General features: G+C 35.2%; 15 protein-coding genes. 1 reads left to right on the top strand and 14 read right to left on the bottom strand.

All coding sequences use genetic code 11. The annotated features are described in order from the left end of the window. Positions 1 to 32: 32 nt before the first annotated feature. Complete coding sequence (uvrA, locus tag EA412_06470) at positions 33 to 2,888, top strand: excinuclease ABC subunit UvrA (GenBank protein TVR79440.1); 2,856 nt, start codon at positions 33 to 35, stop codon at positions 2,886 to 2,888. On the opposite strand, the gene EA412_06465 is transcribed toward uvrA, so the two are convergent. The 14 genes from EA412_06465 to EA412_06400 all read right to left on the bottom strand — a co-directional run bounded on the left by EA412_06465 (position 2,880) and on the right by EA412_06400 (position 14,855). Beyond that, positions 2,880 to 3,110: a pterin-4-alpha-carbinolamine dehydratase gene (locus EA412_06465; GenBank protein TVR79439.1), complete on the bottom strand. Its 231-nt coding sequence runs from the start codon at positions 3,108 to 3,110 to the stop codon at positions 2,880 to 2,882. The two genes, uvrA and EA412_06465, sit on opposite strands and share 9 nt — an antisense overlap. Positions 3,111 to 3,164: 54 nt before the next feature. Continuing rightward, entirely contained in the window at positions 3,165 to 4,028 is an 864-nt protein-coding gene (locus EA412_06460; GenBank protein TVR79438.1) for a hypothetical protein, read from the bottom strand. A gap of 92 nt (positions 4,029 to 4,120) precedes the next feature. Continuing rightward, entirely contained in the window at positions 4,121 to 4,645 is a 525-nt protein-coding gene (locus EA412_06455) for a DUF420 domain-containing protein (protein TVR79437.1), read from the bottom strand. A gap of 39 nt (positions 4,646 to 4,684) precedes the next feature. Next, positions 4,685 to 5,392, bottom strand: a complete 708-nt coding sequence (locus EA412_06450) for an SCO family protein (GenBank protein ID TVR79436.1) — start codon at positions 5,390 to 5,392, stop codon at positions 4,685 to 4,687. Between the two features lie 12 nt (positions 5,393 to 5,404). Beyond that, the gene (locus EA412_06445; GenBank protein TVR79435.1) at positions 5,405 to 5,776 is read right to left on the bottom strand and encodes a hypothetical protein; all 372 of its coding nucleotides are present in this window, start codon (positions 5,774 to 5,776) and stop codon (positions 5,405 to 5,407) included. A gap of 21 nt (positions 5,777 to 5,797) precedes the next feature. Then, complete coding sequence (locus tag EA412_06440) at positions 5,798 to 6,514, bottom strand: cytochrome oxidase subunit III (protein ID TVR79434.1); 717 nt, start codon at positions 6,512 to 6,514, stop codon at positions 5,798 to 5,800. Between the two features lie 10 nt (positions 6,515 to 6,524). Beyond that, the gene (locus tag EA412_06435) at positions 6,525 to 7,151 is read right to left on the bottom strand and encodes a hypothetical protein (protein ID TVR79433.1); all 627 of its coding nucleotides are present in this window, start codon (positions 7,149 to 7,151) and stop codon (positions 6,525 to 6,527) included. Further along, positions 7,152 to 8,054: a protoheme IX farnesyltransferase gene (gene cyoE, locus EA412_06430; GenBank protein TVR79432.1), complete on the bottom strand. Its 903-nt coding sequence runs from the start codon at positions 8,052 to 8,054 to the stop codon at positions 7,152 to 7,154. It lies immediately after the preceding gene. A gap of 23 nt (positions 8,055 to 8,077) precedes the next feature. Further along, the gene (locus tag EA412_06425) at positions 8,078 to 9,895 is read right to left on the bottom strand and encodes a cytochrome c oxidase subunit I (GenBank protein TVR79431.1); all 1,818 of its coding nucleotides are present in this window, start codon (positions 9,893 to 9,895) and stop codon (positions 8,078 to 8,080) included. Between the two features lie 10 nt (positions 9,896 to 9,905). Continuing rightward, the gene (locus EA412_06420; GenBank protein ID TVR79430.1) at positions 9,906 to 10,973 is read right to left on the bottom strand and encodes a cytochrome c oxidase subunit II; all 1,068 of its coding nucleotides are present in this window, start codon (positions 10,971 to 10,973) and stop codon (positions 9,906 to 9,908) included. A 27-nt stretch (positions 10,974 to 11,000) separates the two neighbouring features. After that, positions 11,001 to 12,197 carry a quinol:cytochrome C oxidoreductase gene (locus EA412_06415; GenBank protein ID TVR79429.1) on the bottom strand — a complete coding sequence of 399 codons (1,197 nt, stop codon included), beginning with the start codon at positions 12,195 to 12,197 and terminating at the stop codon, positions 11,001 to 11,003. A gap of 23 nt (positions 12,198 to 12,220) precedes the next feature. Next, positions 12,221 to 12,886 (bottom strand): cytochrome c, encoded by a 666-nt coding sequence (locus EA412_06410; GenBank protein ID TVR79428.1) that lies wholly within the window; start codon positions 12,884 to 12,886, stop codon positions 12,221 to 12,223. Between the two features lie 17 nt (positions 12,887 to 12,903). After that, positions 12,904 to 13,440, bottom strand: a complete 537-nt coding sequence (locus EA412_06405; protein TVR79427.1) for a DUF3341 domain-containing protein — start codon at positions 13,438 to 13,440, stop codon at positions 12,904 to 12,906. Between the two features lie 2 nt (positions 13,441 to 13,442). After that, positions 13,443 to 14,855 carry a hydrogenase gene (locus tag EA412_06400; protein TVR79426.1) on the bottom strand — a complete coding sequence of 471 codons (1,413 nt, stop codon included), beginning with the start codon at positions 14,853 to 14,855 and terminating at the stop codon, positions 13,443 to 13,445. Between the last annotated feature and the right edge of the window lie 14 nt (positions 14,856 to 14,869).

Below are 14,869 nucleotides of genomic sequence, written 5' to 3'. Positions count from 1 at the left end.
AATTTTGTTTCTTTGTATCTGTTTAAAATCCTATGACAAAAGCTGCCAAATACATAAAAACACTTGATATTTCTGAAGACACTCTAAAGTTTATAGAGGTTGAAGGTGCCCGAAAACACAATTTAAGAAATATAAATATTAAGATTCCTTCAAAACAATTAGTTGTTATTACGGGAATTAGTGGTAGTGGTAAATCTTCTCTGGCTTTTGATACTATTTATGCTGAAGGCCAAAGAAGATATATTGAAAGTTTCAGTGCCTATGCAAGACAATTTATTGGTGGTTTGGAAAGGCCGGATGTTGACTCTATCACCGGTTTAAGTCCAGTTATATCCATTGATCAGAAAACTACCAGTAAAAACCCCCGCTCAACAGTAGGAACGGTTACAGAAATTTATGATTTTTTCAGATTACTATATGCAAGAACTGCTGAGGCAATTACTCCCGATGGAAACAAAATGGTACGTTTTTCATTTGAGCAGATGGAGAACCACATTCGCACTAATTTCAATCAAAAGAAAATCATTATTCTCGCACCTCTTATTCTTGGAAGAAAAGGTCATTACCGGGAACTTTTTGAAAGAATTTTAAAAAAAGGCTTCGTCAAAGCCCGTATTGATGGTGAAGTTGTAGATGTGAAACCCGGCTTACAACTTGACAGATATAAAACACACGATATAGAAGCGGTAATAGATCGCATTGAAGTAAAAGAAGATGACAACAGACTAAGTCGTTCTTTAAAGACTGCTTTTGAAATGGGTGAAGGAAAGGTAATGATTGTGGATTATGAAACCGAGAATGTTTATAGATTTTCTAATCAACTCATGGATACCGAAAGTGGACATTCGCTTGAAGAACCGTCTCCCAATAATTTTTCGTTCAATTCACCCTACGGTGCCTGTCCAAATTGCAAAGGTCTTGGTTTTACTTACGCTATAGATCCTGAAAAAATTATTCCCAATGAGAATTTGTCAATTAATAAAGGAGCAATTGCACCTATAGGTGAACTTCGTAAAAACTATGTTTTTCAGCAACTGAGAAATATTGCCAAAAAATATCAAATCAGCTTATCCAGCCCTGTAAAAGAGCTACCTGATAAGGTTTTGAATAAAATTTTATACGGTCATGAGGTCAAACCTGAAAATGCGGAAATTCTGAGCGATGAAGTTACCCGTAATTCAGATTTCCAGGGAGTCTATCCGATGCTTAAAAGTTGTTTTTACGACTCATCATCTGACAATCTGAAAATTTGGGCGCAAAACTTTATGGAAGAAAAAGTATGTCCCGAATGCAATGGCAGCAGACTAAAAAAAGAGGCACTTTGGTTTAAAATAGACGGAAAAAGCATAGACGAAGTTGTTAAAATGGACTTTTCTGAATTGCAGATATGGATAAACGGACTCATGGGAAAGTTATCTGAAAGGCAAAAGTTAATCGGGAAAGAAGTTATAAAAGAAATTCATGACAGATTGAGTTTCATACTTGAAGTTGGCTTGGACTATCTGACACTTGACAGACCTGCCAAAAGTTTGTCGGGCGGTGAATCTCAAAGAATTAGATTAGCCACACAAATAGGCTCTCAGCTCACAGGAATCACTTACATACTTGATGAGCCCAGTATTGGTCTTCATCAAAGGGATAATGTAAAACTCATTCAGGCGCTGAAACAACTCAGAGATATGGATAACTCAATTTTAGTGGTTGAGCATGATAAAGATATAATGATGGACTCTGACTATATCATAGATATAGGGCCGGGTGCCGGAAAAAAAGGTGGACTTATAGTAGCAAAAGGGACTCCTCAAGATTTTATTAAAGAAAATAGTCTTACGGCCGATTATCTATCCGGTCGGCAATCTATTAAGATTCCGGGCAAGAGATTAAAAGGGACCGGAAATAAACTGAGCTTATATGGAGCAACCGGTCATAATCTTAAAAATGTAGATTTGCATATTCCTTTGGGTACCTTTACCTGTATTACAGGAGTATCAGGTAGTGGAAAATCGTCCTTAATCAATGAGACACTGTATCCCATTGTCAGACAAAATTTATATAATAGTAAGCAAAAAGCACTTCCTTTTGATAAGATAAAGGGACTTGATTTTATCGATAAAGTAATTGAAATTGACCAATCCCCAATTGGCAGAACGCCAAGGTCAAATGCCGTAACCTATACAGGGGTTTTTACAGATATCAGAAAACTTTTTGCAAAAGCAATTGAAGCACAAATACGCGGATACAAGATTGGCCGGTTTTCATTTAATGTGAAAGGAGGCAGGTGTGAGGAATGTCAGGGAGCAGGTGTAAAAATCATTGAAATGAATTTCTTACCTGATGTTTCAATTCCGTGTGAAAAGTGCCTTGGAAAAAGATACAACAGAGAAACCTTAGAGGTCAGATTTAAAGGAAAGTCAATTAGCGATGTACTAAACATGTCTGTTGATGAAGCTTCTGAATTCTTTGAAAATCAACCGAAAGTTTATTCAAAAATAAAGACTTTAAAAGATGTAGGACTGGGTTATATTTCTCTTGGCCAATCCGCTACCACTCTCTCAGGAGGTGAAGCACAAAGAATAAAGCTCGCCACTGAATTAAGTAAAAAAGACACCGGCAATACATTATATATATTAGATGAGCCTACTACAGGTCTGCACTTTGAAGACATAAGGCTGCTTTTAGATATATTACAGCGGCTTGCTTCTCTGGGGAATACCGTTATTGTAATTGAGCATAATATGGATGTCATAAAAGTTGCTGACCATATTATAGACATTGGACCTGAAGGTGGTCATAAAGGTGGTAGAATAATTACCCAAGGCACTCCCGAAGAAGTGGCCAAATCCAAAGAATCTCACACGGCTACTTTTTTGAAAAATGAATTACTGTAACCGATCAATTTCTTTAGCAAGCTTTCTGTCTTTGTCTGTGACAACATTACCTGCATCATGAGTAGATAGTCTGATAGTAACTTTATTATAAACATTCTGCCAATTTGGGTGATGCTGAAGCTCTTCTGCTATAAAGGCAACTCTAGTCATAAATGCGAATGCCGCTCTGAAATCATCAAATTCAAATTCTTTAACTAATTCATTATTTTCTTCTTTCCACATAATCTTTTTTATTTAATGTTTTAGATTAAAAAATGTTCACCAAAATATTTCAAATCAATTAGTAAATAAGGCAAGCATACCTATGGTAAAAACTATAAAAACAATAATCGAAGTTACTAAACGAGTTGATAGGACATCTCCTTTTTTTGCCCTCACAGCTTCTGCATCACTGTAAGCTTTTATAATTGCGCCCAATATTATCAAAAATCCCGGAAAAATATGAACTAGCAAGAGAAAGAAATGATTGATATCATCCATGAATAATATAAAAAACGGTATAGAAAAAAAATAGGGCAAGACCATTATTTCTACAAGCCAACGCAATCTGCCTTTTCGATTATTGGCCAAACGAGAACTATAACAAAATTTTATATACTCTCTATATAGTAAGGTACCGGAAAATACAGCCAGTGCGGCTCCGACTATACTGAATACTATCATAAATATGACCGGTAAATTTAGCCAGGCTGCTATAATACTAAATCCATAATAAAATATTGAATGGTAAGTATCTATACCGATAGAGCTAAAAAACAAATAAGAACAAAATATTGACAAAGAATAGAAACTAAACCACAGTAAAAATACTCTGATGAAAGAAAATACAGAAGAATTGTACCATAAGTAAGCGTAACTAATAAAACCAACAATAAAAAGAAATACCTGAGGGGTTCCGTAAATCAGCAATATGTAAGCTCGGCGCCAATTATCTCCTGCACTTCGAATATACTCGTTTTGGAATAAGTTAAGGCGTGAATTAATATTTACCAAATCATATAAAAATACTTGTACAAGTTGTATAAATGCAAAAGCTAATCCTAGAGAAATTATAGACCATAAGGTAGAATTAATAATTCTCTTAAGCTTCTTACTCTTATCATCCGATGGTAAATCTTTTAAATCATCATAAAAACCCATTGTAAGACTTTAGTTATGGTGTAAAACTACAAAAATTAATGAATGATATATAAAGACTTACATTCTATATGTGTAAGTTGCTTATTCTGTTATTAATAATAGGGGGCTATCATAAAATAAACTACCACACCGGTAATAGTAACATAAAGCCATAAAGGTAAAGTCCATCTGGCTATTTTTTTATGTTTATCAAAATCCTTAATCAAGGCTCTGTAAAAAGTAAACAATATAAAAGGAAGTATACCTGCTGCAAGAATAATGTGAGTAATCAAAATGAAAAAATAAATATATCGAATAGTTCCTTCTCCTCCGTATGGTGTAGATTCAGTTAAAGAATGATAAATTACATACGAAACCAAAAAAACTGCTGATAAGATAAAGGCTCCGAACATAGAAGATTTATGCTTCAGTATATCTTTCTTTTTGATGAAATACAATCCACTCAGCAGTAACAAAGTTGTTAATGAATTTAGAATAGCATGAAATTTAGGAAAAATTGTCATATTGATTCCCAAATCAATGTCAGGAGGTTTTGTAAAAAAAAGCAGGGTAACAACAAGTGGAATTGCTATCGATATTATTATTATGACATTACGGTATAACTTATCTTGCTCCATATCAAATTTTAATTAAGAACAAAAAAAACGGGGGTTCGTTCAATTATCTTCTGTAACACGAACTTCCACTTTTCTATCTCTAATCATTTCTTTTTCGTATTCTATTTCAAGCTGAAGAATGTCATCCATTAAATTCGTTACTTCAAGTGAGTCAGTACCTCTGTAATAACCTCTTATAAAACCTTTTTTATCTTTTAGGATAAAGCGATCGCTGTGTATAAAAAATCCATCTTGACTTTCACCACTTGGGTCTTCCATTGCGGTCACATAATAATGATTTCTGGCTAAATCATAAATTTCTTCTTTATCACCTGTTAGCATCCACCAAAGAGACCCGTCAACTTTATTCTCAGTTGCATATTCTTTTAATCTACTAATGCTGTCATTAGTAGGGTCCACTGTAATGGACAAAATTTGATATTGTTGTCTGAGACCGGGATGATTTAACAGAAAATCCTGAACGCGGAGCATCTGACCAATCATTACCGGACAAATACCCGGGCAGGTAGTGAAAAAGAATTCACTTATTACGATTTTACCTTTTAATGAATCTCTGTTAATAGTGTCTCCCACATGAGAGTATAAAGTAAAATCACGGATAGGTTCTTCGTAAAAAGTAGGTAATGTTCTTATTTCGAAGTCACTGGATTGTTTATTAAGTATTGAAGAAACAATAAAATAAAAAATCAATGGCATTACAATAGCCATGAAGAGAGCTATTGCATTTTTTAAAGACATTTTGCGCATTCTCTATTGAACTTAATCATACCAGAAATTTCTAAGTAAGTTCCAGCTATAGCCGTCAAGTCCAAATGCGATAATTGCATAAACTAAAAAGATAAATGGTAAAACTATAGTTAAGACCATTGCCGACTTTTCATATTTTAAGTGCATAAATACATTCATAATATAATAGCCTTTAGCTATGGTAGCTATGGTTACAAATATTGTCAATGGTAATCTTGAGGCACCCGCATCCGGGAAAAGCACAGCCACATAAAGTAAAGCTACTGCCACTTCAACTATAGTGATAACAGAAAGATATGCGGTAGTAACCCATACTGCATTCACATGATGCTTGTACTCCTCTTCCTTCATTGGTAATTGATGTTCTTGTTCCTGATATTCCATTTTATAAAGTTTTACAGTTTACTAGATTAGATAAAAAGCGAGGAATACAAATACCCACACTAAATCTACAAAGTGCCAGTATAATCCTACCTTTTCAACTATTTCGTAGTTTCCTAATTTTTGATATTTATCATTTAATACGTTAACTAAAACGAATGAATTAATTAAAACGCCTACTAACACGTGCATTCCATGGAAACCGGTGATGACAAAAAAGAATTGTCCAAAATTTACATTTCCGCTTCCCGCTTCGCCCAATCTTCCGGCAGCAGCACCAAATGGATTTTCATATATAGTTGTAGGCAATTCAGCATTAATCATGTGAGACCACTCCCAGGCCTGACATAATAAAAATAGAATACCTCCAATAATTGTGAAACTGAGCCACTTAACTACTCCGGATTTGTTCAATTGAACACCTTCCTGAACAGCCCTAACCATCGTTACACTACTAAGAATAAGTATGAAAGTCATCAAACTTACAAACATTAATGGGAGAGAAATATCACCCATACCCGGGAAAGCAGTAAATACGTAGTGAGGATCCGGCCAACTTACAGCACTTAAGCGGATTGCCGCATAAGCAAGAAGTAGTCCGGCAAATGAGAAGGTATCACTTATTAAGAAATACCACATCATTATCTTCCCATAACTTGCTTTAAACGGCGACCTACCACCGTCCCATAAGTTTTTTTCTTCTTTTATTTCTTGCTTTACAGTATTCTCTGTTGCAGACATGAACTAATTTTTACAAATGATTTAATAGAAAAAATATAAACAAATATAACCACAAAAAATCAACATAATGCCAGTAAGAAGCCAATAATTCAATTCTTACCTTTTTATTTTCGTCAACTATATATATCAACATATTGGCAGGATTCTTAAAAACGAAAAAAGATCTGAATATAGCTGCCAATAAAAATATCATACCCCCTGCTAAATGGGCTAAATGCGCCAAACTAATAACGTATATAAATGAACCTGAGGGGTTTCCCTGAAGCATTATGCCCATATTTTGCATAGCCCCCCAACCCATCAATTGAAAATAAGCAAATAGAGAACCTAAGAAAAAGGTTGATAATAATGCAATTCTGTATTGATATAATTGCTCTGAACGAAAAGCACGAAATGCCCAATACATAGTCAGACTGCTCAAAATAATAACTATAGTAGAGTATGTAAATGCACTAGGCAAAGGAAATTCTGTCCAGTTGCCCATTCCTTTTCTAACAATGTAAGCACTCGTTAATCCGGCAAACATCATAGACAAACTTGCAAAAGAAACCCATAGAGCAAACTTTTTAGGATGTACGACAAAGCCGCCTTTGCGAGGACTTTCTCCGGATATTGTATTTGATGCGCTTCCTACCATTTATAAAATACTTGAAAAATAAAGTAATAACATTACTACCGGTAAATACCCAAAAGAGCCAAACATTAACTTTTTAGCCAAAGCATCTTCCGGTTTTTTATATAAATCTATTGCTTGCTTTACAAAAAAGATATTGCAAATAACAATCGGTATTATAAAAAACAAATTCAGGTTAAAAAGTATTATTGGCAAAATGCTGATTAAAAGTAAAAATACATTATATATTAATATCATAATTGCTGTCGATATACCTTTACCTTCAGTAGTTGGTAATAAGTTAAAACCGGCTTTTTTATAATCCTCATCAGCTACCCAAGCGATAGCCCAAAAATGAGGCATTTGCCAAACAAATTGAATGAAAAAAAGAGTCCAAGCCACTATAGTAAGTTCTCCACTTACTGCTGCCCATCCAATTAATGGAGGTAAAGCACCCGGTATAGCACCTACAAATACAGCAAAAGGTGTTAAACGTTTTAGTGGTGTATATATAAATGCATAAGAAAAAAGAGAAAGGGCGCCTAGCATTCCGGCTAATGGACTAAATAATACATATAGTAAAGTCAGTCCTGCTACTCCGGTTAAACCTGCAAATAAGGTTGACTCCGGAACAGACAACCTACCTGTAGGCAATGGTCTGTTTTTTGTTCTGTTCATCAACCGATCCAAATCCTTCTCCAAAATTTGATTGATTGAATTTGCCGAAGCTGTTACTAAAAACCCGGCTATAATGAACCAAACAATTTGAAAACTAAAACTTCCCCCGGCAAACAGATACCCAATAATTGAAGATAATACTACAGAACTAGTCAAACGCATTTTAGTCATCATAGTATAATCCATCAGCCTTTGATAGACAAACTGTATTGCCAGTTCTAGCGATAATTCCTTTGTACTTTCTTTCATCTCAAATAGGTATTAAATCAGCTTTAAGCAGTATGAACTTCATTCTTCTCTTCCTCAGACAACGGCTCATCCTGCATTACAAAATCTCTTCCATTTTTACTGTAATCATAAGCCCAACGATGAACTTCTGGAATTTTTCCTTCCCAGTTTCCATGACCCGGGTTTATTGGGGTAGTCCACTCAAGTGTAGTTGCTTTCCAAGGATTTTTCGTTTTCACCTTTCTACCTCTGTACATACTATAAAAGAAATTTACAACAAATAAAATTTGGGCCAGAAATACTATAATCGTCACAATACTTATCATTTGGTTTGTTCCTTGATAAATATTAAAAGCATCAAACGGCTCAAATGAATAATACCTTCTAGGAACACCTGTCATACCCATATAGTGCATTGGCCAGAATATAAAATATGAACCTATAAGGGTAACATAAAAGTGAATATACGAAAGTGAGTTATTCATAAAACGTCCAAACATCTTCGGGTACCAGTGATAAACACCGGCAAACAAACCAAAAAATGCAGCAACTCCCATTACAATATGAAAATGCGCAACGACAAAGTAAGTATCATGAAGTTGAATATCAATCGTAGAGTTACCTAAAAATATACCGGTTAATCCGCCTGATATAAATAAGGATACAAAACCTATCGAAAACAACATAGGACTTGTAAAATTTATATTACCCCTCCACAAGGTTGTCAGCCAGTTAAAAACTTTAATAGCTGAAGGTACTGCAATTAATAAAGTAACTAATACGAATACAGAGCCAACAAATGGATTAAGGCCTGAAACAAACATGTGGTGTGCCCAAACGACAAAGCCTAGAACAGTTATACCTAACATGGAAAGAATCATTGCCTTGTATCCAAAAATAGGTTTTCTGGCATGAACAGCCAAAACTTCAGAAACTATACCCATAGCAGGCAATATAATTATGTAAACTTCAGGGTGTCCCAAAAACCAAAATAAATGTTGAAACAATATTGGACTACCACCTGCATGAGTTAGCAATTCTCCTCCAATATATATATCTGAAAGATAAAAACTTGTTCCCAGTGACCGGTCAAAAATCAATAATAAAGCTGCTGCCAACAGAACCGGGAATGATAACAATCCGATTACTGCTGTAAGGAAAAATGCCCAAATTGTTAGTGGCATTTTATACATGCTCATACCTTTGGTACGCATATTAATTACGGTAGCTATATAATTTAATCCACCCATAGCTACTGAGACTATAAAGAGCGCCATACTTATTAGCCATAAGTCCATTCCGATTCCGGAACCTTGGGAAGCTTGTGGTAAAGCAGACAATGGAGGATAAGCAGTCCAGCCTCCTGAGAAAGGTCCTGTTTGAACGAACAAAGAAGAAAACATTACAACACTTGCTATAAAGAAGATCCAGTAAGAAAGCATATTCATTACCGGAGAAGCCATATCTCTTGCACCAATTTGCAGTGGAATTAGAAAATTGCTAAATGTACCACTCAATCCGGCTGTAAGTACGAAAAAAACCAAAATAGTACCGTGCATCGTGATCAATGCGTAATAAAAATCAGGGCTAATTACTCCACCTTCAGCCCATCTGCCCAATAATGTTTCTAAAAAAGGGAAAGACTGATCCGGCCATCCCAATTGAAATCTAAAAAATACAGATAGTAAAGCACCAATAATTGCCCAGATAATCCCTGTTACCAAAAATTGTTTTGCTATCATTTTATGATCTGTACTGAAGATATACTTTGTTATAAAATTATCTTCATGATGCTCATGATGGTCTCCATGAGAATGAACATTTAATTCATGTTCCTGTACATTTGTTTTTGTTGAATCCATCTCTTAAATTTTATAAAGCGCTTATTAAATCTTTAACTTCTACTTCTTCATCAGAAGAAATTTCAGTAGCGGGTTCTTCATCTGATTCAGTTTTCTCTTCCATTTGCTCTGCGATGTTAAGAATTTCATATAAAGGTCTTTGACTGCTAACCCATTCGTCATGTTCCTCTTGAGTTCCAACTATAACCGTTAAACCCATATTATAGTGACCGGCTCCGCATAGTTCAGCGCAAGCAAGTATATAATCAAAGTCAGGATTACCGGTAATTTCACGCATTTCCTCTGTTGTTATAGTAGGCGTAAACCAAAATTGGGTTGGAATACCCGGAACACAATCCATTTTCACTCTGAAGTGAGGTAAGAAAAAGCTATGTAAAACATCTTTGGAGCCTAATTTAAATAAAACAGGCTTGTCTACAGGTAAATGTATTTCTGACGCTAAAATATCATCGTGACTAGCTTCATCAGTCCAATCAATCCCCAAAATGTTGCTACCTTCTATATCTCTGATTGAATTTTTCCCCAATTCACCATCCAAACCCGGATAGCGAACATTCCAACCAAACTGATAGCCGGTAACCTCAACAACATGGTGATCATCAGGTACAGGGCTGAAAATTTTAAACCAACTTTCCAATCCCATTACAACTAAGAAGGTCAAAACAACGGCAGGAACAGCTGTCCATAACAATTCAAGTTTATTATTTTCAGGATAATAAAATGCTTTTGTCTTTTTAGTTGATCTGTATTTAAAAGCAAAATAAAACAATATAATCTGTGTAATCAAAAAAACTATACCGGTAAAAAATAAAGTCCAGTTAAACATAGAATCAATCCAAACTCCGTGCTCAGATGCAGATACAGGTAAAAATCCATCTTTATAATAAAACACAGAACCTATAATTCCTAAGAGACCAACAACCATTACTACGAGCATCAAATATGCATTAATTTTATTAGTTGAGTGAGTTGTCTCGCCATCTCCACGAATAACACTTACCAATTCAGATGTGCGTGCTATCTGGATTACTATTAAAAAAATGATTAATAATGCTATAATTCCAATTACTTCTATCATGACATGTATTTTATTTCACTTTAAATTTTAAGTATGATGCTTTAAACTTTCTTTAACATAAGGGTTATTCACAGGCAATAGAGAAGTAGTCGTAAGTGCCCTGAGCGCAATAAAGAAGAACGCTGCAAAAAATCCGATAGCCATAAATATTTCAACTATTCCAATACTTGCTTCCGGTCCTACAGTACCCGGCATTATCATAAAATAGAAGCCTATCCAGTGTCCAATCAAGAGCATGATAGAAACGAAAGCCAATACATTGACTCTCCTCTTTGATTTTCTTGTCATAAGAACAAAGAAAGGCAAGATAAAGTTTATAATTAATGAAGCAAAAAACAAAATCTGGAAGAAAGGAGTTTTAAACCTGTAATAGTAATAATAAGTAGCCTCAGGAATATTTCCATACCATATCAAAAGATACTGTGAAAACCACAGATAGGTATAAAAAATACTGAAACCAAACAGATACTTACCTAAATCATGTAAATGATTCTCATTCACCGCAGACATATAACCTCTTGATTTTAAATAAATCAATATAAGTATCATAATAGCGACACTGGCCACTAAATAACTTGAAAAGTTTAACCATCCAAAAAGAGTACTGTACCAATGAGAATCAATTGACATTACCAGATCCCAAGACATAGTAGAAGATGTTATGGCAAACACCACAAGAAATAAAGTAGCATACAACTTTGATTTGCCATAAATAGAAACTCCTACTAAATCTTCTTTTTGAGAAAGTTTTCTGATAAATGTGATTAAGGCAATCCATAAAATGATATAAATAACAATACGAATTGTGAAGAATGGAATATTTAAATACGGAGCTTTACCCGCAATAATGCTGTCATAATTATCAGAATTAGGATCCGTAACTCCGGGAACTGCCCATTCATACAAGGTATGGAAACCTGCTGCCGTACCAATAACTATTAATAGGATAACTGCACTGGCAAAAGGAATAAAAGCTCCCATAGCTTCCGGAATTCTCTTAATAAGAACATGCCACCCTGAATACCCTACCTGGTGTACGGAAACAAAGAATATTGCGGCAAGGGTAATGCCTAAAAAGTAATACCCGTTTAGAAGTAAATTCGCCCATACTCTGTTGTTATCGCTATATAAAACAAAACCCAAAATGAGTCCCAATATACCAATAGCAATGAGTCCTAATAATATCTTTTTCGCTTTGTCTGAAAAGTTAAATGTTTCTGTCATTTCCTAGCAGATTAATTATTAATTTATAATTCGGCTGTGATAATAATCTCAGCTTCAGTTTCTTCTTCTGTACCCTCATCCATAAAAGGACCGGTTCCTGCCAATTGCTGAATATAATAAATAAGTGCCCATCTTTCTTCAGGTGTTACTTGTCCTGCATATGGCCCCATTAAATTCCTTCCGTAAGTTATGGAATGAAACATCTGCCCTTCAGTTATTAATGGTAATCTATCCTGAAAAGAAGGCACTTGAGGATAAGCTCCATTTTCTACAATTGGACCAACTCCCCCACCATCATCTCCATGGCAAACAGCACAATTTATAGCATATAATCGTTTCCCTTTGCTAATAATTTCTTCTGTTAAATGATAAGGATTTTCCAACATTTCTCCGGCCATTTCATATCCCTCTTCAGTGTTTGGAATATAGTGGTGATATCTGAAAGAAATTAACATATTTTCATTTGTTTGAACATCCGGATCTTGCGGTAATGCTCCAAATGGAATAGTTCCATGCACAGGCATTCTTGAAGAAAGTGAGTCATCAAAAACAGGGCTGGGAGCATAGGGCTGATATGAGCGGTGATAAACCATATCAGGCATAAATATTCTACCCGGCTTTTCCGGATCATTGCTACATGAAATCATAATGATTGTCAGGCAAACTGTTATAAAAAGATTAAACCTCATCTCTAATTATTTTTAAATTATTCGTCTTCTTCGTCAAAATCAATAACATTAATTTCAGCTACTCCATTATCTGTTAACAAATTTCTGATTTTTGCTTCTTCTTCTGTTGTTGTATTTTCATTTACTTTGAAAATCATGGCAAACATGTCATCAGTAATTCTTTTATCAAAAATTTTAGGTTGCTTTCCGGGATAAAGCCCGCAACGAATCAAAAATCCAAAAAATATAGCAAACGAAGCCAGTAATATCGTCAACTCAAATGTAATAGGAATAAATGAAGGAACTGAGAAGAAAGGCTTACCACCAATATTCAGCGGATAACTGGATGTATTTACCCAAGTCATAAAACCAAATGCAATAGCAGCTCCTGTCAATCCACCATAAAAGCCGGCCGTATGAAGGTTAGATTCTTTTAGTCCCATAACCTCATCCAGTCCGTGAACAGGAAAAGGTGTTTGCACATCATCAATGATAACGCCGGCTGTTCTAACCTCTTTGACGGCATCCATCAAAATTTCCTCATCTTTGAATAACCCTACGATGTATTTATCCATGATTAAGTGTTTGTAGTTGTTTCTGATTCTGCTAATTTTTCTTTTTGCTTATTTTTCATTGTTTCGCTGGAAGTTTTAAAAATTGATTTAACCTCTGCTATTGCAACAACCGGCAAGGTTCGTGCAAAGAGTAAAAACAATGTCAGGAACATGCCTATAGTACCTAAGTATATAGCGACTTCTATCCATGTTGGGGTGAAGTATGTCCAGCTACTTGGTAAATAATCTCTGTGTAATGATGTAACAATAATCACAAATCGCTCAAACCACATACCGATGTTTATCAATATTGACAAAACGAATGTGAAGTACAAATTTCTTCTGAACTTTTTTACCCAGAAAAACTGAGGGCTGATAACATTACAAGTCATCATTATCCAGTAAGCCCAAAGGTATGGCCCCAAGGCTCTGTTATAAAAAGCGTACTGTTCATATATAAACCCTGAATACCAGGCCACAAATAACTCTGTTATATAGGCTATACCAACAATTGAACCCGTAAGTAGAATAATTTTATTCATGGACTCTACGTGAGCCACGGTAATGTAATCCTCAAGCTTCAACACTTTTCTGGTAATTAACATTAGGGTTAGTACCATTGCAAAACCCGAGAAAATAGCACCGGCTACGAAATATGGAGGAAAAATCGTTGTATGCCAACCCGGAATAACCGAAGTTGCGAAGTCAAAGCTTACAATTGTATGTACAGAAAGTACTAATGGTGTAGCTAAACCGGCTAATACCAATGATAATGATTCGAATCTTTGCCAATGCTTTGCTGAACCGGTCCAACCAAAGCTTAATGCATTATAAATAGATTTTCTGATACTGGATTTAGAACGATCTCTTAGTGTTGCAAGATCGGGCAATAAACCGGAGTACCAGAATAAAATAGATACTGTAGCGTAAGTACTTATTGCAAAAACATCCCATAATAGAGGGGAGTTAAAGTTTACCCACAAAGGTCCCCTAGTATTGGGATAGGGAAAAATAAAGAATGCAAGCCAGGGTCTTCCCATGTGAATAGCAGGAAATAAACCGGCACAAGTAACAGCAAAGATTGTCATTGCCTCTGCTGAGCGGTTAATACCTGTTCTCCATTTTTGTCTGAAAAGTAATAATACAGCAGATATAAGAGTACCGGCATGACCAATACCTATCCACCAAACAAAGTTTGTAATATCCCATGCCCAGCCAATTGTTTTATTCAACCCCCAGGCACCAATTCCAATAAATATGGTATAACCCATTGCTACTAATCCAACCAGGGTTAGTAAAGATGTTACTCCCATTAATGCAAACCAGGACAGAGGTGGAACTCCTTCAGTAGAACGACTAATATCCTCCGTTATCTGATGATAATCTTTCTTTCCCGTTATTAATGGCTCTCTTATGGGTGATTCGTACATTGCCATTTAAAAAAATTTAG

It is taken from the genome of Chitinophagaceae bacterium (assembly GCA_007695095.1).
Classification (GTDB): Bacteria; Bacteroidota; Bacteroidia; order Chitinophagales; family REEL01; genus REEL01.
Note: the sequence above shows the minus strand (reverse complement) of the source record. Positions and strands in the feature narration are given on the sequence as shown.